Annotated in this window: 18 protein-coding genes; 12 read left to right on the forward strand and 6 right to left on the reverse strand. The window is 64.8% G+C overall.

The window, feature by feature from the left end:
- Positions 1-302: 302 nt before the first annotated feature.
- The 3 genes from HX881_RS28855 to HX881_RS28865 are packed head-to-tail and all read right to left on the reverse strand — an operon-like array spanning position 303 to position 2,090.
- Positions 303-818: an NUDIX hydrolase gene (locus tag HX881_RS28855; protein WP_177087928.1), complete on the reverse strand. Its 516-nt coding sequence runs from the start codon at positions 816-818 to the stop codon at positions 303-305.
- 8 nt (positions 819-826) lie between these two features.
- On the reverse strand, positions 827-1,543 hold the full coding sequence (locus HX881_RS28860; RefSeq protein WP_177087930.1) for an NUDIX hydrolase: 717 nt from the start codon (positions 1,541-1,543) through the stop codon (positions 827-829).
- A 1-nt stretch (position 1,544) separates the two neighbouring features.
- Positions 1,545-2,090 carry an adenylyltransferase/cytidyltransferase family protein gene (locus HX881_RS28865; protein WP_177087932.1) on the reverse strand — a complete coding sequence of 182 codons (546 nt, stop codon included), beginning with the start codon at positions 2,088-2,090 and terminating at the stop codon, positions 1,545-1,547.
- A gap of 167 nt (positions 2,091-2,257) precedes the next feature.
- On the opposite strand from HX881_RS28865, the gene HX881_RS28870 reads away from it, so the two are divergent.
- Genes HX881_RS28870 through nadE form a run of 3 tightly spaced genes read left to right on the forward strand, consistent with a single transcriptional unit; the run spans position 2,258 to position 4,976 of the window.
- Complete coding sequence (locus tag HX881_RS28870; protein WP_177087934.1) at positions 2,258-2,911, forward strand: isochorismatase family protein; 654 nt, start codon at positions 2,258-2,260, stop codon at positions 2,909-2,911.
- A gap of 3 nt (positions 2,912-2,914) precedes the next feature.
- Positions 2,915-4,144 carry a nicotinate phosphoribosyltransferase gene (gene pncB, locus HX881_RS28875; protein ID WP_103032503.1) on the forward strand — a complete coding sequence of 410 codons (1,230 nt, stop codon included), beginning with the start codon at positions 2,915-2,917 and terminating at the stop codon, positions 4,142-4,144.
- A 1-nt stretch (position 4,145) separates the two neighbouring features.
- Complete coding sequence (gene nadE / locus HX881_RS28880) at positions 4,146-4,976, forward strand: ammonia-dependent NAD(+) synthetase (RefSeq protein ID WP_177087936.1); 831 nt, start codon at positions 4,146-4,148, stop codon at positions 4,974-4,976.
- 5 nt (positions 4,977-4,981) lie between these two features.
- Here nadE and HX881_RS28885 read toward each other — a convergent pair whose 3' ends face one another.
- From HX881_RS28885 to HX881_RS28895, 3 genes are all read right to left on the reverse strand, one after another.
- Positions 4,982-6,172, reverse strand: coding sequence for an alpha/beta fold hydrolase (locus HX881_RS28885; protein WP_244861907.1), 1,191 nt, complete (start codon positions 6,170-6,172; stop codon positions 4,982-4,984).
- Positions 6,173-6,241: 69 nt separating this feature from the next.
- Positions 6,242-6,838 (reverse strand): NUDIX domain-containing protein, encoded by a 597-nt coding sequence (locus HX881_RS28890; protein WP_177087939.1) that lies wholly within the window; start codon positions 6,836-6,838, stop codon positions 6,242-6,244.
- Between the two features lie 214 nt (positions 6,839-7,052).
- Entirely contained in the window at positions 7,053-8,255 is a 1,203-nt protein-coding gene (locus tag HX881_RS28895; RefSeq protein ID WP_177087941.1) for an MFS transporter, read from the reverse strand.
- Between the two features lie 453 nt (positions 8,256-8,708).
- Here HX881_RS28895 and HX881_RS28900 point away from each other — a divergent pair, with 453 nt between their 5' ends.
- From HX881_RS28900 to HX881_RS28940, 9 genes are all read left to right on the forward strand, one after another.
- On the forward strand, positions 8,709-9,500 hold the full coding sequence (locus HX881_RS28900; RefSeq protein WP_017125279.1) for an enoyl-CoA hydratase/isomerase family protein: 792 nt from the start codon (positions 8,709-8,711) through the stop codon (positions 9,498-9,500).
- A gap of 18 nt (positions 9,501-9,518) precedes the next feature.
- Positions 9,519-10,679: an acyl-CoA dehydrogenase family protein gene (locus tag HX881_RS28905; RefSeq protein WP_017125280.1), complete on the forward strand. Its 1,161-nt coding sequence runs from the start codon at positions 9,519-9,521 to the stop codon at positions 10,677-10,679.
- A 20-nt stretch (positions 10,680-10,699) separates the two neighbouring features.
- Entirely contained in the window at positions 10,700-12,787 is a 2,088-nt protein-coding gene (locus HX881_RS28910) for an acetate--CoA ligase family protein (protein ID WP_177087943.1), read from the forward strand.
- A 247-nt stretch (positions 12,788-13,034) separates the two neighbouring features.
- Entirely contained in the window at positions 13,035-14,636 is a 1,602-nt protein-coding gene (locus HX881_RS28915; RefSeq protein WP_177087945.1) for an ABC transporter substrate-binding protein, read from the forward strand.
- Positions 14,637-14,652: 16 nt separating this feature from the next.
- Positions 14,653-15,612: an ABC transporter permease gene (locus HX881_RS28920; protein ID WP_017125282.1), complete on the forward strand. Its 960-nt coding sequence runs from the start codon at positions 14,653-14,655 to the stop codon at positions 15,610-15,612.
- A 3-nt stretch (positions 15,613-15,615) separates the two neighbouring features.
- Positions 15,616-16,446 carry an ABC transporter permease gene (locus tag HX881_RS28925; RefSeq protein ID WP_017125283.1) on the forward strand — a complete coding sequence of 277 codons (831 nt, stop codon included), beginning with the start codon at positions 15,616-15,618 and terminating at the stop codon, positions 16,444-16,446.
- Positions 16,447-16,448: 2 nt separating this feature from the next.
- A complete protein-coding gene (locus HX881_RS28930; protein WP_177087947.1) occupies positions 16,449-18,098 on the forward strand; it encodes an ABC transporter ATP-binding protein in 1,650 nt (549 codons plus the stop codon).
- Between the two features lie 132 nt (positions 18,099-18,230).
- Entirely contained in the window at positions 18,231-18,932 is a 702-nt protein-coding gene (locus tag HX881_RS28935) for an NAD(P)H-dependent oxidoreductase (protein ID WP_177087949.1), read from the forward strand.
- A 48-nt stretch (positions 18,933-18,980) separates the two neighbouring features.
- The gene (locus HX881_RS28940) at positions 18,981-19,613 is read left to right on the forward strand and encodes a TetR family transcriptional regulator C-terminal domain-containing protein (protein ID WP_177087951.1); all 633 of its coding nucleotides are present in this window, start codon (positions 18,981-18,983) and stop codon (positions 19,611-19,613) included.
- Positions 19,614-19,650: the final 37 nt, after the last annotated feature.

Genomic DNA, 19,650 nt, shown 5'->3' on the forward strand with positions numbered 1-19,650 from the left:
GGCGTTCGAGCAGACGGTCAGAACCGCCTTCAGCGACGGCCTGCTGAGCGTGGGCGGCCAGGGGTTGAGCCGAAGTTGCGGCGAAAGCGTTGACTGCCAGTACCGAGAAGGCGAGACCGAGAAAGAGTTGGCGTTTCATGGTGGTGTGCTCCGGGTGTTATGCGTTGGGTATGGAGCAAAGGTTACGCCGCTGGATTTTTAAGAGAACTTCATTGGGTCGATGGTGACCATCGACGGCAATGATGGAGGCACCGGCATGGCAGGCATGCCGGGCGGGAAGGGAATGGGCCGGGCGCGAGGGCCTACAGGGGGGAAGTCTCCCCGTGGGCGATCAGCATCATGGTCGCCGACAGGGTATGGCCATCGGTGATCCGGCCGGCGGCGATCATCGCCTTGAGTTCCGCCAGGGTGGCGAACAGCACCTTGTCGACCTCGCCATCGGTGCTTTCCACGGCTTCGCCGTCAATGTCCACCCGGCATACGGCGACCGCGCTGGCGATCAGCGAGGTATTGCTGTGCAGCAGGCCCAGGTCCGTGACTTTCAGTGCGGGCCAGCCGGTCTCCTCCAGCAACTCGCGGGCGGCGGCATCGCTGGCGGTCTCGCCGTGGTCGATGGCACCCCGGGGGAACTCGATGGATTGCGCGCCGATGGCCCGGCGTTGCAGGACCGCCAGCATCAGGCGTCCGTCCGGCAGGACGGGTATCGCGACCACGCCGTTGACGGCCTGGGGTTCCTTGACGATGAAATAACCACGCTGCCTGACCACATCGAAGTAAGGGGTGTGCAGCAGGCATTCGGATTCGGTATCGGGCTTCATGCGGGGCGTTACTCCAGAAAACAGCGGTCGAACAGATAGAGCGCGTCGGGTTTCAGGTTTTCCAGGGTGGCTTGCGGACGGCCGCCGTCTCCCTGCTTCTTGCGCCCGGTTTCGCGCAGATGACCGGCTTCGCTCATCTTCAGCAGGCGTTGCCGGGTACTGGTCTTGAGCACCGGCCGCGCCAGCACCCGGGAAAAGATCGCGGTAGCCTCCGGGGCACTGAACTCGGGACCGAGAAACATCAGCGGCAGGCTGCTGTACAGCGACTTGGACAGCAGTCGTTCCTGTGTCGCCGCCACCAGCGCATTGTGATCGAAGGGCAGGCGCACCGAGCCGTTGGCGACGCTGTCGAGGGCGAACCAGGCCTGATGTTCGTTGAGGCCCGGCGGTTGCGCGACGATGGCCAGGTAGAAGGTCGAGGATGACCAGCAGCGTGGATCGCGAAAGGCATCGCCGACGGTACCGACCTGTTCGATCCAGGCCAGCGTTAGGTTGACCTTGTCGCTGGCCCGCAGGCGTTCCACCGCGTCATCCAGGGTCAGGTCGGGCACCGCGCCGTTGACCACCAGGCCGGGCAGGGCCCAGTGACCCTGGAAGGGCTCGGCCTCGCGTTTGTGCAGGAGGATCTGCAGGCTCTGGGAATCGCGACAGTAGAAGAGCACACACAGGTCGACGGTGTGCAGGTAATCGCTTTTCTTCGGCGCGCTGGGTGTACGGTCCGGCATATCAAGTCCTGTGTGCGGCATAGAGCCCGTAGTCTACCGGATCCATCCCCGGTGCCATCCAGTGGGCGGGCACTGTTTCACCCAGGGCCAGGCGTTCACGCAGCAAGGTGCTGCGCACTCCGGCCTGTTCCTCCACGCAGAGCACCGAAAAACGGTCGAGCAATTGCGCGCCCAGATGGAAGTCCGGCAGTTGCGCGGCGACGTCGTAGCCGACCACCAGGGCGATCCGGTGCGTCGGCAGCCCGGTCATTTGCGCCAGGGCGCAGAGCAGTTCGTAGCTGTAGATCGGCGCCTCGGTGTGTCGAGCCAGTTGTTCCTCGATCCGGCACACCGAAATCGCCGACGAGCAGTGCGGACGGACCTGGTCGACGATCCCCCGCAGCCAGCCCAGGCGCCGTTCGTAGTCGGCCATGCGCTTGCCGTGGGGATGCCTGAAGGAGGGCACCACCCATACCGAGCGGGCATGGCGGGATGCTTCGATCATCACCTGGGCATGACCGGCGTGGGGAGGATTGAAGGCGCCGCCGTAGATTGCGAGTTCGTACATGATGGGTCTCCTTTGTTTTTAAAGTACTCGTCATGTACTCGTGTTGCAAGGGGCGTTCTTTCGAATTGATTGCTTACTGGTAGAGATCGAAAAGAATTTTCGCTACGTCGCTTGATTTGAAAGTACATGACATGTACCTTTGTTTCATCGCAAAGGGAGAACCCACCATGAACGCTCAAGTGATCAAGACCGCCACCTTCGATGTCGATGCCCAGAAGGGCTTCACGCCGCTCTGCCCGGATGAACTGCCGGTGGTTGGCGGCCACCTGATCGGTGCGGAGCTGAACTTCATGGCCTCGCTGGCCGACGTCCGTGTCGGCAGCAAGGACGCCCACAGTCCCCAGGCGCCCTGGGTGGTCGACTCCCACGCACAGATGCTCAAGCCCACCGGCCTTGCGCACGCCGACCTGACCTGGGTCAGCCACTGCGTTCCCGGCACCCCGGGCTTCACGCTGCTCGATGAGCTGCCCGAGCCCCAGGACTACGACTATTTCGTCTGGAAGGGCGTGGAGCCTGCGCTGCACCCCTATGGCGCGTGCTTTCATGACCTGCAGCACAAGCTGTCCACGGGGGTGATCGAGTACCTCGATGCCCGGCAGGTCCGCCAGGTGATCGTCGGCGGGCTGGCGCTGGACTTCTGCGTCAAGACCACGGCGCTGCAACTAGCGGGGGCGGGGTTCAAGGTCATCGTCTACCTGCCGGCCTGTCGTGCCCTCAGTGCCGACGGTGCACAGCAGGCGGTCCACGACCTGCAGCAGGCACGTATCGAGGTCGTCAACAGTCGCGAACAACTGGCCCATGCGGCCGGCCACAAGGAGTAAGTCATGGAAAGTGCATTCAACCGCGAAGGCGGCATCATCCAGGGACTGCTGGACACCGACTACTACACCTTCACCATGATGCAGGGAGTGCTGCACCAGCACCCCAACGTCGAGGTGGAGTATCAGTTCATCGTGCGCTCCCGGGAAAAACTCGGCCACCTGATTCCCGAACTGCGCAACGAACTGGAGAAACTCGCCGGCCTGCAGATGCGCGAAGGCGAGCTGCGTTTCCTGTTCAACCGGCGCTTTCGCGAATACCTGACGGCAGACTTCGAGCAGTTCCTCGGCCTGTTCCGCTTCAACCTGCGCTACATCCACGTCAGTGAAGTCGATGGCCAGTTGAGCATCCGTGTCCGTGGCCCGATGTTGCACTGCATCATGTTCGAACAGCCGGTGCTGGCCCTGGTCAGCGAATTGCGCAATCGCGACAGATACCCGGACGTGGCGTTGGAAGATGTCAGCCGCAAGCTCTACCAGAAGTTCGAGTGGCTGGAGAAAAACCTCAGCCGCGAGGAACTGGCCGACCTGCGGGTCTCGGACTTCTCGACCCGTCGCCGGCTGTCCTTCCGTGCCCAGCGTGAGGTGGTGGATATCATGCGGCGCGATTTCCCCGGTGTGTTCGTCGGCACCAGCAATGCGCACCTGGCCTATGAATTCGACCTTCCGCTGATCGGCACCATGGCCCACCAATGGCTGATGGTGCACCAGCAACTGGGGCGCCTGCGGGAAAGCCAGAATGCGGCGCTGGAGAACTGGGTACGCGAATACCGCGGGCGTCTCGGCATCGCCCTGACCGACTGCATCAGCACCGATTTCTTCCTCAAGGATTTCGACCTGTATTTCGCCAAGCTCTATGACGGCCTGCGCCAGGACTCGGGCGATCCGATTGTCTGGGCCGACAAGGTATTGGCGCGTTATGCACAGTTGGGGATCGATCCGATGACCAAGGACCTGATGTTTTCCGATGGCCTGAACTTCGAGAAATGCCTGCCGATCCTGCGCCATATCCGCGGCAAGGCCCGCTTCGGTTTCGGCATGGGCACCAGCCTGGCCTGCGATGTCGATGGGGTCGAACCCTTGAGCATCGTGATGAAACTGGTGCGGGTCCACGGCGAACCGGTGGTGAAGTTTTCCGATGACCCGGTGAAGAACGTCTGTGAAGACCCGTCGTTCCTGCGTTACGCGGCGCAGGTATTCAACGTGACTGAAATCAACCAGCAACTGGAGGTGTGAGATGGGGACCACGAATCAGGATCGTATTGCCATGGCGCTGGGGGTGAACCGGCAATTGGCGCCAGGCGACGAAGCCGTCGAACTGAGCCGTCGTATCGATTTTATCAAGGCCACGTTGAAGCAGTCCGGTTGCCAGGCACTGGTGCTGGGGATCAGCGGTGGCGTCGACTCGCTGACGGCCGGGCGGCTGTGCCAGCTGGCGGTCGAGCAGTTGCGCGAGGAGGGCGGAAAGGCGCGCTTTATCGCGATGCGCCTGCCGTACCGGACCCAGGCGGATGAGGGCGATGCCCAGGCGTCCCTGGCGTTTATCCGCCCCGACCAGACCAGTGCCGCGAATATCTCGGCCTGCGTGGAAGGCCTGATGGGCAGCCTTGACGTCGAGGGCCTGCAAGCAACGCCGGCGCAGGTGGATTTCGTCAAGGGCAACGTCAAGGCCAGGGCACGGATGATGACCCAGTATGCGCTCGCCAACTTCGTCAACGGGCTGGTGGTGGGCACCGATCACGCCGCCGAGGCTCTGATGGGCTTCTTCACCAAGTTCGGCGACGGTGCCTGCGACCTGGCACCCTTGTCCGGCCTGACCAAGGGCCAGGTACGGCGCCTGGCTTCGGCCCTGGGGGCACCGGAGCAACTGGTGTACAAGGCACCGACCGCCGATCTGGAGGAACTGGCGCCCGGCAAGCCGGACGAAGTCGCCTATGGCTGTACCTATGCCGAGATCGACGCCTACCTGCTGGGGCAACCGGTGTCGGCGCAGGCCAGCGCGATCATCGAGGCGGCCTACGCCCGCACGGCGCACAAGCGGGCCCTGCCGTATTCACCGGTTGCCTGATCGGTTCAAGGCCGCGATACCGGGGAGGGGCAATTGCCGGCGATCCATTCGCCGGCAAAGGCTTTGGCCACGAACCGGGTCGAGTCGGGCAGCGAGCCGTTGACGGTCGCCGAATGGTCGAGTTGCGGATACAGGTGCCATTCGATGCGGTCACCGGCGGCGCAGGCGTCCCTGACCAGCGCCTTCTGATCCGGTACGAAGACATCGCGGTCCTGGCCGCCGGTGCCGATAAAGACCGGGATGTCCGACTTCAGCGTCGGATAGGCCGCTGCCCGGGTCACCGCCGCGAAAGCCGCCCTTGGCGAACGCTTGAAGCTGTTGTCGAAGGTGAGCTGGTTCGCCATGACTTGCTGCTCGATCTCGTGCAGGCATCCGCGCTGGCTCAGTTCGTAGGTCGGGATCGCCTGTTCGCTCAGGTAGTCGCTCGGCACAAACGACGGGTCGAGCAATCTCGCCGTGTCGAGTCGCAACAGGTTGTAGGCGAAGGTCGGTACCACCGAGCCGTGGGCGTTGCTCCGCTCGCGGTCGGCGGCACGCTGGTGCACGGCGGCGTAGGGTGTGCCGGTTGCCACGACGCCGACGATATCGAGGTCCGGGGCATAGGTACTGGCGTAGACCGCCGTGGCGAATGCCGCGCGACCGCCCTGGGACTGGCCGAACACGACGACCCGGGTCGACAGTTGGAAGTCGCCGTGGGCCACGGCGCGGATACTGTCGAGGGTGTTGTAGGCCAGCGGGCGGGTCAGTCCGTAGGGATGCGGGCCGGGAGTTCCGAGGCCCTGGTAGTCGGTGGCGACGATCGCATAGCCCTGCGCCAGCCAGTGATCGAGATAGTGCCTGTCGCGCTCGCTGCGCCGGGTCAGCGACGGTGCGCAGACGTCAGCGCTGCCGACGGTGCCATGGGCCCAGGCCATCAGTGGCCAGCCACCCTTGGGCGGCGTGCCCCTGGGGATGAACAGCGCACCGGAGACAACGTTCGGCAGCGGCTTGCCGACGCCGTCGGTCGAGGTGTAGAGGATACGGATATTCTGGCCGGCTGCGGCCAGGCCCTGTTGCGGCGTCAGTGTCTCCGTGCGCAGCAACTGGCCGGGCTTGCCGGGCAGCTTGTCGGTCCACAGGTAAAACGCCGGAATGCCGGCGTCCGCCGCGACCGGCAGCGGTTCGGCCTGCACGGCGCGCAGGCCCATGCCGGCCATCACGCACAGCATGCCGAGCCATGGGTATCGGGTCCTGCTCATGGGCGTTGTCCTTGCGGCGCGTGGCGTTCAGCGTGGCGATTCGAGGGTCTTGTTCAAGGCCACGTACTGCAACAGCATGATGGTCTTGGCGTCGACGATCTCGCCGTCGCGGACGGCCTGCAGCGCGTCGTCCAGGGACAGCTCCAGGACCTCCAGGTCCTCGCCCTCGGCCTCCAGGCCGCCACCGTGGCCGACCTTGCTGTCGCCATCGTATTCGCCGAGGAAGAAATGCAGTTTCTCGGTGACCGAGCCGGGACTCATGAAGGCTTCGAAGATCTTTTGCACGTTCTGCACGCGGTAGCCGGTTTCCTCCTCGGCTTCGGCGCGGATGCGGTCTTCGGGCGAGGCGTTTTCCAGCAGGCCGGCGGCGGCTTCCACCAGCATGCCGTCGTGGCCGTTGACGAATACCGGGAAACGGAATTGCCGGGTCAGCACCACGGTCTGTTTTTCCCGGTTGAACAGCAGGATGGTCGCGCCATTGCCGCGGTCGTAGGTCTCGCGGCTCTGGCGCTGCCAGGTGCCGTCGCTGCGCAGGAAGTCGAAGGTGGTTTTCTTCAGCAGGTACCAGTCATCCGAGAGGACGGTGCTGTCGACGATGCGAACCCGGTCTTTCGTTGCAGTCATGATCCACGCCTTGTGGTGGGCAAAGCGCAGATCATACAAGGCGGATGGGGTTCTGTGGTGGCCTCTTCGCGGGCAAGCCCGCTCCCACAATGTGGCAGCGGGCTTGCCCGCGAAGACGGCCGCAAGAGCGATGCAAGCCCCAAGGGGGTCTTCATCCTGGTCAGTGTGGGAGGGGCATTCCGACGGAGGGGCCCTCGAGATCACCAGGGATGTTTCAGGCCACCGCCAGCTGCCGCTTGCGTCGTTGCGCAACCATCAGGAAGCTCAGCAGTGCCAGCAGCGGCAGGGCACTGCCCACCGCCATGATCGCCAGCCAGCCGCCTTGCTCGTACAGCGTGCTGGCCAGGGCCGAACCGATGGCGCCGCCGATAAAGATACTGGTCATGTACAGGGCGTTGAGCCGACCGCGACTGGCGGCGTCGAGGGCATAGACGGAGCGTTGGCCGAGCACCATGTTCATCTGCACCGCGAAGTCCAGCAGCACGCCGGTCAGCGCCAGGCCGATCACGCTGTAGGCCGGGTGGATCAACGCCGGGACAAAGCTCAGCGTCGCCAGCAGCATCGCCAGCCAGGAAGCCCGGTGGGTGTGCCCGGCATCCGCTAGGCGTCCGGCGATCGGTGCGGCGATCGCGCCCATCGCGCCCACCAGGGCAAACAGTGCGATTTCCGATTGCGACAGGCCATGGACCCGCGATAGCTCCAGCGGCACGGCGGTCCAGAACAGGCTGAACGTGGCGAACATCAGCCCCTGGTACAACGCCCGCTGGCGCAGCACCGGCTGCCGGCGGAACAGGTGCCCCAACGACGCCAGCAACTGGCCGTAGGTCGCGCTGTGGCTGGGTTGGCGCTTGGGCATGGTGACCAGGATCACCAGCATGATGAGCAGCATGAGCACGGCGGCGGCGATAAACACCGTGCGCCAGCCGAAGTGGTCGGCGATCACGCTGGACAGCGGTCGGGCCAGCAGGATACCCAGCAACAGGCCGCCCATGATTGCGCCGACCACCCGTCCGCGGGATTCCTCGGGGGCCAGGTGCGCGGCCAGGGGCACGAGGATCTGCACCGACACCGAACTGAAACCGATCAGCAGCGACACCACCAGGAACACGCCGGGCTGTCGGGACAGTCCGGCCGCCACCAGGCTGATCACCGAGACCAGCACGGTGCAGAGCATCAATTTGCGGTTCTCCAGCAGGTCACCCAGGGGCACCAGGAAAAACAGGCCCAGGGCATAGCCGATCTGGGTCAGGGAGACGATCAGGCTGGCGCTGTGGGCGGAGATGCCGAGGTCCGGGGCGATCAGGTCGATGATCGGCTGGGCGTAGTAGATGTTGGCGACGATGGCACCGCAGCAGAAGGCGAACAGCATCACCAGGGCACGGGTCATCACGGGCGCGGCGTGGGAGTGGGTCGGCATGGTTTCAAGGCTCTGGAACAGGTGAGGTGGGCGAGTCTAGAGATTGCCCGGCGGCGGTGTAAGGCCGTCACAGGCATAGTTGATATCAGCTCCGTTGATTATCCCGCATCCCTTTGGCGTTGGCCCGGCCGCCATCGCCGGCATGCCGGCTCCCACAAGGATCAGGGTTCCACCGCAGGCGTATCGTCGAACCCGGCCCCTGTGGGAGCCGGCCGGCTGGCTGGCGATAGCGATCTCAGCTTCACCGCGCGACTCCGGGAGTTGTTCGAAGATGTAACAACTTGCCCGCAGCGCAGCCTCCAATCTTTTAAATCTCTTTTCCAATCAACAGCTTGCCCTCTTAACCCGCACGTCTGTGGATTTTTCCGGGAGATTGCAGTCTTACTGAACACTTGTTTAGTATCACCCCAGCGCTTCACCTCACGCTCAAAAACAATAAGACGAGGGCCCTGCATGACCTCCCATCCGACACTGCTCGACACGGTCGAGGCCGGCATTGCCCGGATTACCCTCAACCGTCCCGAGCAACGCAACGCGCTGGACATTCCCACCCTCAAGGCACTGATCGATCTGCTGGATCGCTTCGAAGCCGACCCGGCGGTCCGGGTGCTGCTGCTGACCGGCAGCGGTCGCAGCTTCTGTGCGGGAGCGGACCTGGCCGAATGGGCCGATGCCGAGCGCCGCGGCATCCTCGAGACCTACGGCTGGACCGAAACCGCCCATGTCCTGATGAATCGCCTGCACGGCTTCGCCAAACCGACCATTGCCGCCATCAACGGCACGGCGGTGGGTGCCGGGATGGACCTGACGCTGTGCTGCGATTTCCGCCTGGCCGCGCAATCGGCGCGCTTCAAGGCCGGCTACACCAGCATGGCCTATTCGCCGGACGCCGGTGCCAGCTGGCACCTGCCGCGCCTGATCGGTACGGAACAGGCCAAGCGCCTGTTGTTCCTCGATGAACTCTGGGGCGCCGAGCGTGCCCTGGCCACCGGCCTGGTGAGCGAGGTCTGTGCCGACGAGCAATTGGCCGCCAGCGCCACCGAGTTGGCCAGCCGCCTGGCCGCGGGCCCGACCTTCGCCTTTGCCCAGACCAAGGTGCTGATCCGCGATGGCGCCCAGCGCAGCCTGGCCGAGCAGCTCCAGGCCGAACAGGCCGCCGGTCTGCTCTGCGGCCGCAGCCGCGATGGCGTCGAAGCCCTGCAAGCCGCCGTGGAAAAACGCGTCCCCCATTTTATCGGCCAGTAACCGAACAGCAGGTACCCCATGAATTTCCAACTGACCCAAGAGCAGGACATGCTGGTGGACGCGGTGCGCAGCTTCGTCGAGAAAGAGCTGCTGCCCCACGAAGAGGCCGTCGATCGTGCCGACTCGGTGCCGCCGGAGCTGGCCGCGCAGATTCGCGCCAAGGCCATTGCCGCCGGTTTCTACGCCTTCAACATGCCGGAAGAAGTCGGCGGCGGCGGCCTGGACTACCTGTCCCAGGCCTTGATCGAACGCGAGCTGTCCAAGGTGTCCTGGGCCCTGCACGTGTTTGTCGCACGGCCGTCAAAAATCCTGATGGCCTGTACCGGAGCGCAGATCGAGGACTACCTGCTGCCGTGCGTACGCGGTGAAAAGGTCGATTGTTTCGCCCTCACCGAACCCGGCGCCGGTTCCGATGCCAATGCGATCAAGACCCGCGCGGTACGCGATGGCGATGACTTCGTGATCAACGGCAGCAAGCACTTCATCAGCCACGCCGGCCATGCCGATTTCGCCATTGTCTTCGCGGTGACCGATACCTACGAGCACAACGGTCGCAAACGCAATGCCGTGACCTCGTTCCTGGTGGATCGCGACACCCCCGGCATGACCATCCGCCGTGGTCCGAAATGCGTGAGCAACCGGGGTTATCACACCAGTGAGATCTTCTTCGACGATTGCCGGGTCCCGGCGGCCAAGGTGCTCGGTGAAATCGGCAAGGGCTGGGAAGTCGCCAATGCCTGGCTGACCGCCGGGCGGGTGATGGTGGCCGCCAACTGTGTCGGCCAGGCCCAGCGCGCACTGGATGCGGCGCTGCAATGGGCCGCCGACCGCAAGCAGTTCGGCCAGCCCATCGGTACCTACCAGGGCATCTCCTTCAAGCTGGCGGACATGGCCACGGAAATCCGCGCCGCCGAACTGATGACCCTGCACACCGCCTGGAAAATGGACCAGGGCACCATGACCGACGGCGAGGCCGGCATGGCCAAGCTGTTTGCCAGCGAAGTGCTGGGACGCGCCGCCGACGAAGCGGTGCAGATTTTCGGTGGCATGGGCCTGATGGACGAAGGACCGGTGGAGCGGATCTGGCGCAACGCGCGGATCGAGCGGATCTGGGAAGGCACCTCGGAAATCCAGCGCCATATCATTTCCCGCGAGCTGCTGCGGCCGCTGCTGCGCTGATCGGACCAGGAGTGCGGATTATGTCGATCAGAGACAACCTCAAGCGCCTGCTTGCGCCGCGTCACCTGGCGTTTGTCGGCGGGCGCAGCATGGCGCGGGCGCTCAAGCGCTGCGCCGACGGCGGCTTCCAGGGCCAGATGTGGCTGGTCAACCCGCAAAATGCCAGCCTCGACGGGATTCCCTGCGTGGCTTCGGTGGCGGACCTGCCGTGCGCACCCGATGCGGTGTTCATCGCCACCAACCGCGAGCTGACGCTGACCTGCGTCGCCGAACTGGCGGCCAGGGGCACCGGCGGGGCGATCTGCTATGCCTCCGGTTTCGCCGAAACCGGCGCCGAGGGCCAGGCCCTGCAGGCGCAACTGCTGCAGGCGGCCGGTGAGATGGCGCTGCTCGGCCCCAACTGCTACGGCCTGCTCGACTACCTGCACAATGTCGCCCTGTGGCCGGTGGCCCATGGCGGCAAGACGGTGGAGAAGGGCGTGGCGGTGCTGACCCAGAGCGGCAACTTCGCCTACAACCTGTCCATGAGCGACCGATCCCTGCCGCTGGCCTATATGGCCTCGGTGGGCAATCAGGCACAGCTGGGTGTCGCGGAACTGATGGACGTGCTGCTCGACGAGCCACGGGTCACGGCCATCGGCCTGCACCTGGAAGGCCTGAAGAATGTCCCCGGCTTTGCCCGCGCCGCCCACAAGGCCCTGGAAAAAGGCATTCCGGTGATCGCCCTGAAAACCGGCGTGTCGCAGATCGGTGCCGAGCTGGCATTGAGTCACACCAGTTCCCTGGCCGGCTCCGATGCGCTGTATGACAGCCTGTTCGAACGCCTCGGGGTGATTCGTGTCAGTGGGCCGGTGAGTTTCATGGAAACCCTGAAAGCGGCGGCCTGCGGCAACCTGCCGGCGGGACCGAGCCTGACCGGGCTGGCCTGTTCGGGGGGCGACGCCGGCCTGATCGCCGACTATGCCGAACGCAATGGCCTGAGCCTGCCCAGGCTCGACGACGGCCAGCGTGCCGAACTGGCGCAGGTACTGCCCAGCTACGCCAACCTGGTCAATCCGCTGGATTTCACCACGGCGATCTGGGGCAATCGCGAAGCCCTCGAACAGATGCTCGAAACCGCCTTGCGCACGCCGGCCGATGCGGCGCTGCTGGTGCTCGACTATCCGGCGGAGTTTACCGGTGAGCGCAAGGAGTGCGACCTGCTGCTGGAGCTGTATTGCCAGTTGCTCGCGCGGCACGGCAAGACCGGATTTGTCGCCTCGGCGTTTCCCGAACTGCTGCCGGCAGTGGCCCGTGAACGCCTGCATGCCCACGGTGTGGCAGCCTTGCAAGGGGTCGAGGACGGTCTTGCGGCCTGGGGCCGGATCGCTCATTACCGCGCCCGCCGCGATGCCCTGCTGGCCGGTGGCGAGTCGGCCCTGGCGCCGATCTGCCCGCAGGAACAGGACGGCGAAGGCCGCCTGCTGGATGAGTGGCAGTCCAAGCAGGCCTTGCGGCCGTTCGGTCTGCCCTTGCCCGAAGGTCGCCTGTGCCGCCCGCAGGACGCTTTGGTCGAGGCTCGCGGCCTGGGCTATCCGCTGGTGCTCAAGGTGGTCAGTGCCGACCTGCCGCACAAGACCGAAGCCGGCGGCGTCGCCCTCAACCTGAAGGACGAGGCGGCGTTGCAGGTCGCCCTCGACACCCTGCGCGGCAACCTGGCCCGGCATGCACCGGGGCTGGTTTTCGATCAGGTACTACTGGAACGCATGGCCTCGCCACCCCTGGCCGAACTGATCGTGGGCATCAAGCGCGAGACCGGTTTCGGCCTGGCGCTGGTGATCGGTGCCGGGGGCATTCTGGTGGAACTGCTCAAGGACAGTCGCAGCCTGTTGTTGCCGACCACCGACCAGGCGATCCGCGAGGCTTTGCTGGGCTTGCGTTGCGCGCCGTTGCTCAACGGTTTTCGCGGGGGGCCGGCGGTGGATATGCCGGCCCTGGTCAAGGCGATTCGCGCGGTGGCGGATTACGCCTGCGAGAACGCCGAACGGTTGCTGGAGCTGGATGTGAACCCACTGCTGGTCAATGCCGAGGGAGCGGTGGCGGTGGATGCGTTGATTCGTCTGGCTTGAGGCTTTGGGCGATCTTGCGCGCCTCTTCGCGGGCAAGCCCTGCTCCTGCAGTACGGCGTCGAACACAGATTTTGTAGGTTACGCCAAACCCTGTAGGAGCTGGCTTGCCAGCGATGAGGCCGGTGAGTCTTGCGCTGATCTGGCAGACGTCATCGCCAGCAAGCCAGCTCCCACAAGGACCGTAGCCATCCTCTAATACCGCGTCAGCAAACGAACCCTTTTCCCGCAACGTAACAGGGGCAACTCGATGAGCGATAATAACAACAAGATTCATCAACTCTCCCAGGGCTTCCAACTGGAACGCCGCGACTTCCTCAAGCTCGGCGCCATGGCCGGGCTGGCCGGGGCGGCGGCGTCCATGGGCTTTCCATTGAGCGCCTGGGCCGCCGAGGCCACGCCCAGGGCGGGTGGTGTCCTGCGCCTGGGGCTGGCCGGAGGCAGCACTTCCGACTCCTACGATCCGGGCTCCTGGAGCGACACCTTCACCTTTGTCGGCTTCTCCGCGGTCTACAACACCCTGGTGGAAATCGCCGTCGACGGCTCGGCCATTCCCGAACTGGCGCAGAGCTGGGAGTCTTCGCCGGATGCGCGGATCTGGACCTTCAAGCTGCGCTCCGGGGTGACCTTCCACAATGGCAAGAGCCTCGGCGTGGAGGACGTGGTGGCCTCCATCGAGCACCACCTGGGCGAGAAGTCCACCTCGGCGGCCAAGACCGTGCTCGGCGAAGTGGTTTCGGTCAAGGCGGCCGGCAACGACAGCGTCGCCTTCGAACTGCGTTCGGGCAACGCCGATTTCCCCTATGTGGTCGCCGACTATCACCTGGTGATCATGCCCGCCAAGGATGGCCTGGCCGACTGGCGTGCCGGAGTCGGCACCAGCGGCTATCGGATCAAATCCTTCGAGCCGGGCGTGCGCATGGCCCTGGAGCGCAACCGCGACTACTGGAAGGCCGGTCGTGCGCACTTCGACAGCGCCGAACTGATCGGCATTTCCGATGGCGCCGCACGGGTCAACGCGCTGATCACCGGCCAGGTCGATGTGATCAACAAGGTCGACTTGAAGACCGTCGGCCTGCTCAAGCGCAATCCGAACATGGTCATCGAGGAAACCAAGGGCGCCCAGCAATACACCTTCCCGATGCTCTGCGACAGCGACCCGTTCAAGAACAACGATATCCGCCTGGCGATGAAGCACGGCATCGACCGCGAGGCGCTGCTGGCCTCGGTGCTCAAGGGCTACGGCGCGGTGGGCAACGACCATCCGATCCAGCCCGGCAGCCGCTTCCTCAATACCCAGTTGGCGCAACGCAAATACGACCCCGAGCAGGCGAAGTTCTACCTGCGCAAGGCTGGCCTGGACTCCCTCAAGGTGCGCCTGCAGGCCAGCGACGCGGCGTATTCCGGCGCGGTGGATGCCTCGGTGCTGTTCAAGGAACAGGCGAGGGCGGCCGGCATCGATATCGACGTGGTCCGCGAACCGGCGGACGGCTTCTTCTCCAATGTCTGGAACAAGCAGCCGTTCACCACGTCGTTCTGGTACAGCAGCCTGACCGCCGACCGCATGTTCAGCATCGGTTACGCCAAGGGCGCGGCGTGGAACGAGTCGCACTGGGACAACGGGCGCTTCAACGAACTGCTCAACCAGGCCCGCGGCGAACTCAACGAGCCCTTGCGGCGCGAGATGTACAACGAGATGCAGGCGATCTGTCGCGACGATTGCGGCGCGATCATTCCGCTGTTCGCCAGCTCCGTGGCCGCGCGCTCCAACCGCGTGGCCCATGGCGAGCTGACCGCGCCCTATGGCGAACTCGATGGCCTGCGGCTGATCGAGCGCTGGTGGCAGGCCTGAGTGGGGAGATCAGGGCATGAAGAGCATTCTCAAGCTGCTGTCCCAGCGCCTGGCGCTGGGACTGTTCTCGCTGTTCGCGGTGTCGGTGATCATTTTCCTGGCGGTGGGCCTGCTGCCGGGAGACATCGCCCAGGCCATGCTCGGGCAGTCGGCGACTCCGGAAACCCTGGCGGCCTTTCGTACCCAGCTGGGGCTTGACCAGCCACCGCTGTGGCGTTTCCTGCACTGGGCCGGGCATATCCTCCAGGGCGACCTGGGGGCATCGCTGGCCAACCAGCGGCCCATCGCCGAACTGGTCGGCACGCGCCTGGGCAACACCCTCTGCCTGGCCGGGCTGGCGGCGCTGTTCTCGGTGCCCCTGGCCTTGCTGCTGGGGATGCTCGCGGCGCTGTATCGCAACTCCTGGTTCGACCGGCTGCTCAATACGGTGGCCCTGAGTGCCGTGTCGTTCCCCGAGTTCTTTGTCGCCTACCTGCTGATCCTGCTGTTCTCGGTGAAGCTGGGCTGGTTGCCGAGCCTGTCGAGCCTGCCGCCGGACGCCTCCTTCGGCCTGCTGCTGGAGCGCTCGGTGCTGCCGGTGGTGACCCTGAGCCTGGTGGTGGTCGCGCAGATGATGCGCATGACCCGCGCCGCGCTGATCAACCTGCTGGCCAGTCCCTATATCGAAATGGCCCGGCTCAAGGGCATCAGCCAGGGCCGGATCATCTTCCGCCATGCCTTGCCCAATGCCCTGGCGCCGATCGTCAACGTGATCGCCCTGAACCTGGCGTACCTGGTGGTGGGCGTGGTGGTGGTCGAAGTGGTGTTTGTCTATCCCGGCCTGGGGCAGTTGCTGGTGGACTCGGTGGCCAAGCGCGATATCCCGGTGGTGCAGGCCTGTAGCCTGATCTTCGCCGCGACCTACATCGTGCTCAATACCTTGGCCGATGTGCTGTCCATCGCCAGCAACCCACGCCTGATGCATCCGAAGGGGTAATCCATGAAAGCCGTGTTCAAAGAGCTGGTTCGCGCGCCCTGGAGTGCGAAATTCGGATTCTGCGTGATTGTCCTGTATGTCCTGGTGGCGTTGCTCGCCCCGCACCTGGCGCCCCATGGCGAGACCGAGGTGGTGGGCGAGGGCTTCGCGGCCTGGGGCGCGCAGTTCCCACTGGGTACCGACAATCTCGGCCGGGACATGCTCAGCCGCCTGCTGTATGGCGCGCGCAATACCGTCGGTATCGCGTTTGTCACCACCGTGCTGGCGTTCCTCCTGGGCGGCCTGGCCGGGCTGGTCGCGGCGCTCAAGGGCGGTTGGGTCGACATGGGCCTGTCGCGCTGCGTGGATATCCTGATGGCCATCCCGCAACTGATCTTCGCCTTGCTGATCCTCAGTGTGGTCGGCACCACGGCGACGTCGCTGGTGCTGGTGATCGCCCTGCTCGATTCGACGCGGGTGTTTCGCCTGGCGCGGGCCGTGGCGATGAACGTGGTGGTGCAGGACTTTGTCGAGGCTGCGCGGTTGCGCGGCGAAGGCTGGTGGTGGCTGGTACGGCGGGAAATCCTGCCCAATGCCGCCGCGCCGCTGATTGCCGAATTCGGCCTGCGCTTCTGCTTTGTCTTCCTGTTCATCAGTGCGCTGTCGTTCCTCGGCCTGGGTATCCAGCCGCCGACCGCCGACTGGGGCAGCATGGTGCGTGACAACGCCGTGCTGATCACCTTCGGCGACCTCACGCCGCTGTTGCCCGCGCTGGCCGTGGCCCTGCTCACGGTGGGGGTCAATTTTGTCGTCGACTGGATGCTCTACCGATCCAGCGGGCTCAAGGAGTGCTGAACATGAGTGAACCCAAACGACCGCTGTTGCAGATCCGCAACCTGCAGATCGAAGGTTACTACGACGAGGCCTGGCACCCCCTGGTGCAGGGTATCGACCTGAGCCTGGCGCGGGGCGAGGTGCTGGGCCTGATCGGTGAGTCCGGCGCGGGCAAGTCGACCCTGGGCCTGGCCGCCATGGGCTATACCCGCGACGGCTGCCGGATCACCGGTGGCAGCATCGAGTTCGACGGCCAGGACCTGCTCCATTGTTCGGCCGAAACCCTGCGCAAGTTGCGCGGCCAGCGTATCGCCTATGTGGCGCAGAGCGCGGCGGCCTCGTTCAACCCGGCACATCGGCTGATCGACCAGCATGTGGAAACAGCTGTGATCAATGCCGGCATGAGCCGCGCCGAGGCCGAGGCCCAGGCCATCGAGCTGTATCGGCTGCTGCGCCTGCCCGAGCCGGAAACCATCGGCCGGCGTTATCCGCACCAGGTTTCCGGTGGCCAGTTGCAGCGGGCGATGACCGCCATGGCCATGGCCTGCCGGCCGGACCTGATCGTCTTCGACGAACCGACCACGGCCCTGGACGTGACCACCCAGATCGAAGTGCTGGCGGCGATCCGCGATGCGGTCAAGCGCCTGGGCATGGCGGCGATCTACATCACCCACGACCTGGCGGTGGTGTCGCAGATGGCCGACCGGATCATGGTGCTGCGCCATGGCAAACGGGTGGAAGAAGCACCGACGCGGCAGATGCTCAGTGCCCCGGAGCAGGCCTACACCCAGTCGCTGTGGGCGGTGCGCTGCTTCCGCACCGAGGCCAAGGCCCGACCGGGGCAGGGCGCACCCTTGCTCGAAGTGCGCAATGCCAGTGCCAGCTACAGCAGCCAGCCGGTGCTGCACGATGTCTCGATGCAGTTGTACAAGGGCCAGACCCTGGCGGTGATCGGCGAGTCCGGCAGCGGCAAGAGCACCACCGCGCGACTGATCACCGGCTTGCTGCAACCCACCAGCGGGCAGGTGCTGTTCGACGGCGAGGTATTGCCGGCGGACTACCGGCGCCGCAGCAAGGCACAACTGCGCAGCATCCAGATGATCTACCAGATTCCCGATACGGCGCTCAATCCGCGCCAGCGCATCGTCGACATCATCGGTCGTCCGCTGGCGTTCTACCTCGGTCTCAAGGGCAAGGCCCTGCGTCAGCGGGTCGCCGAGTTGCTGGAAATGATCGAGCTGGACCCGGACAAGTTCATGGAGCGCCTGCCGTCGGAGCTGTCCGGCGGGCAGAAGCAGCGCATCTGCATTGCCCGGGCCCTGGCCGCCGAGCCGCGGTTGATCATCTGCGACGAAGTGACTTCGGCCCTCGATCAACTGGTGGCCGAGGGCATTCTCAAATTGCTCGACCGGGTGCAGCGGCAATTGGGCGTGTCCTACCTGTTCATCACCCACGACGTGGCGACGGTACGGGCCATCGCCGATGAGGTTGTGGTGATGCAGCGCGGGAAGGTGGTCGATGCCGGCGCCCGGGACGTGATTTTCACGCCGCCACATCGCGACTACACCGGCCTGCTGTTTTCCTCGGAGCCGGAAATGGACCCGGATTGGCTGGACCGCATCCTGCGGCAGAGGGCCTCCATCGCCGCTCCGTTTGCAACACAACCCTTGTAGGAGCGGGCTTGCTGGCGATGGGGCCCGTGAGACTTGCAGCGGCTGATCGGCCGCCATCGTCAGCAAGCCGGTTCCTGCAAGGTGGTGGTGTTTTGAAGATAAGTGACTCTTTTTCGACCGTCAGGAATACCCATGAACGTATTGATCGTCCACGCTCACCCCGAACCGCAATCCTTCACCGCCGCCCTGCGCGACCAGGCGGTAACGACCCTGCAGGCCCAGGGCCATGACGTCCAGGTTTCCGACCTCTACGCCATGCACTGGAACCCGGTGGCCAGCGCCGAGGATTTCTCCGCCCGGGACAACCCCGACTACCTGGTCTATGCCCTGGAACAGCGCCTGGGGGTCAAGACCCGGAGCCTGGCCGCCGACATCCAGGGGGAACTGGACAAGCTGTTGTGGGCCGACTTGCTGATCCTCAACTTCCCGATCTACTGGTTCTCGGTGCCGGCGATCCTCAAGGGCTGGATCGACCGCGTGCTGGTGTCCGGGGTCTGCTACGGCGGCAAGCGTTTCTACGACCAGGGCGGCCTGGCCGGCAAGCAGGCGCTGGTCACCGTGACCCTCGGCGGACGTGAGCACATGTTCGGCGAAGACGCGATCCACGGGCCCCTGGAAGACATGCTGCGGCCGCTGCTGCGCGGCACCCTGGCCTATGTCGGGCTCGATGTGCTGCCGCCCTACGTGGCCTGGCACGTGCCCTATATCAGTGCCGAGGCCCGCGAACAATTCCTCGTCGGTTACCATCGGCGCCTGGAAAACCTCGACCAGGACAGCCCCCTGGTCTTCCCGCGCCTGGCACAGTTCGACGAGGCGCTGTATCCCATCCGCTGACCGCACGCTGTACAGTCAGCCATCGACGTTGAAGAGGACAGGAGCACCATGGCCGAGGAAACGCGTTTTCTGCGTATGGACCCCGAGTTGCGCAAGGCCAACCTGGTGGCGGCAACCCTGCGCTGCCTGAAGAAGTACGGCTTTGTCGGCACCTCGATTCGCAAGATCTGCGCCGAGGCCGGGGTGTCGGTGGGGCTGATCAGCCACCACTACACCGGCAAGGATGAACTGGTGGCCGACGCCTACCTGCATATCACCGGACAGGTCATGAGCCTGCTGCGCCAGTCGGTGGCCAACGCCGGCAGTGGCGCCCGCCGGCACCTGTCGGCATTTTTCGAAGCATCGTTTTCCGAAGGCATGCTCGATCCCGAGCTGCTCGAAGCCTGGCTGGCCTTCTGGGGCGCGGTGAAAACCGCCGACGCGATCAACCGTGCCCACGATCACTCCTATGGCGAGTACCGCACCATCATGGGCAATGCCCTGACCCTGCTGGCGGAGGAGGAGGGCTGGAGCGGTTTCGACAGCGGTCTGGCAGCCATCGGCCTGAGTGCCCTGCTCGACGGGCTGTGGCTCGAATGCGGCCTCAACCCGACCACGTTCACCCCGGCCGAGGGGGTGCAGATCTGCGAGGCCTGGGTCGATGGCCTGCAAATGGGCGGTTATCGACGTTTTCTGCGTTGATCGCGGCTTGTTGATCAACTGTTCAGCAAGCGCTACA

Source organism: Pseudomonas gingeri (assembly GCF_013386115.1).
GTDB lineage: Bacteria > Pseudomonadota > Gammaproteobacteria > Pseudomonadales > Pseudomonadaceae > Aquipseudomonas > Aquipseudomonas gingeri.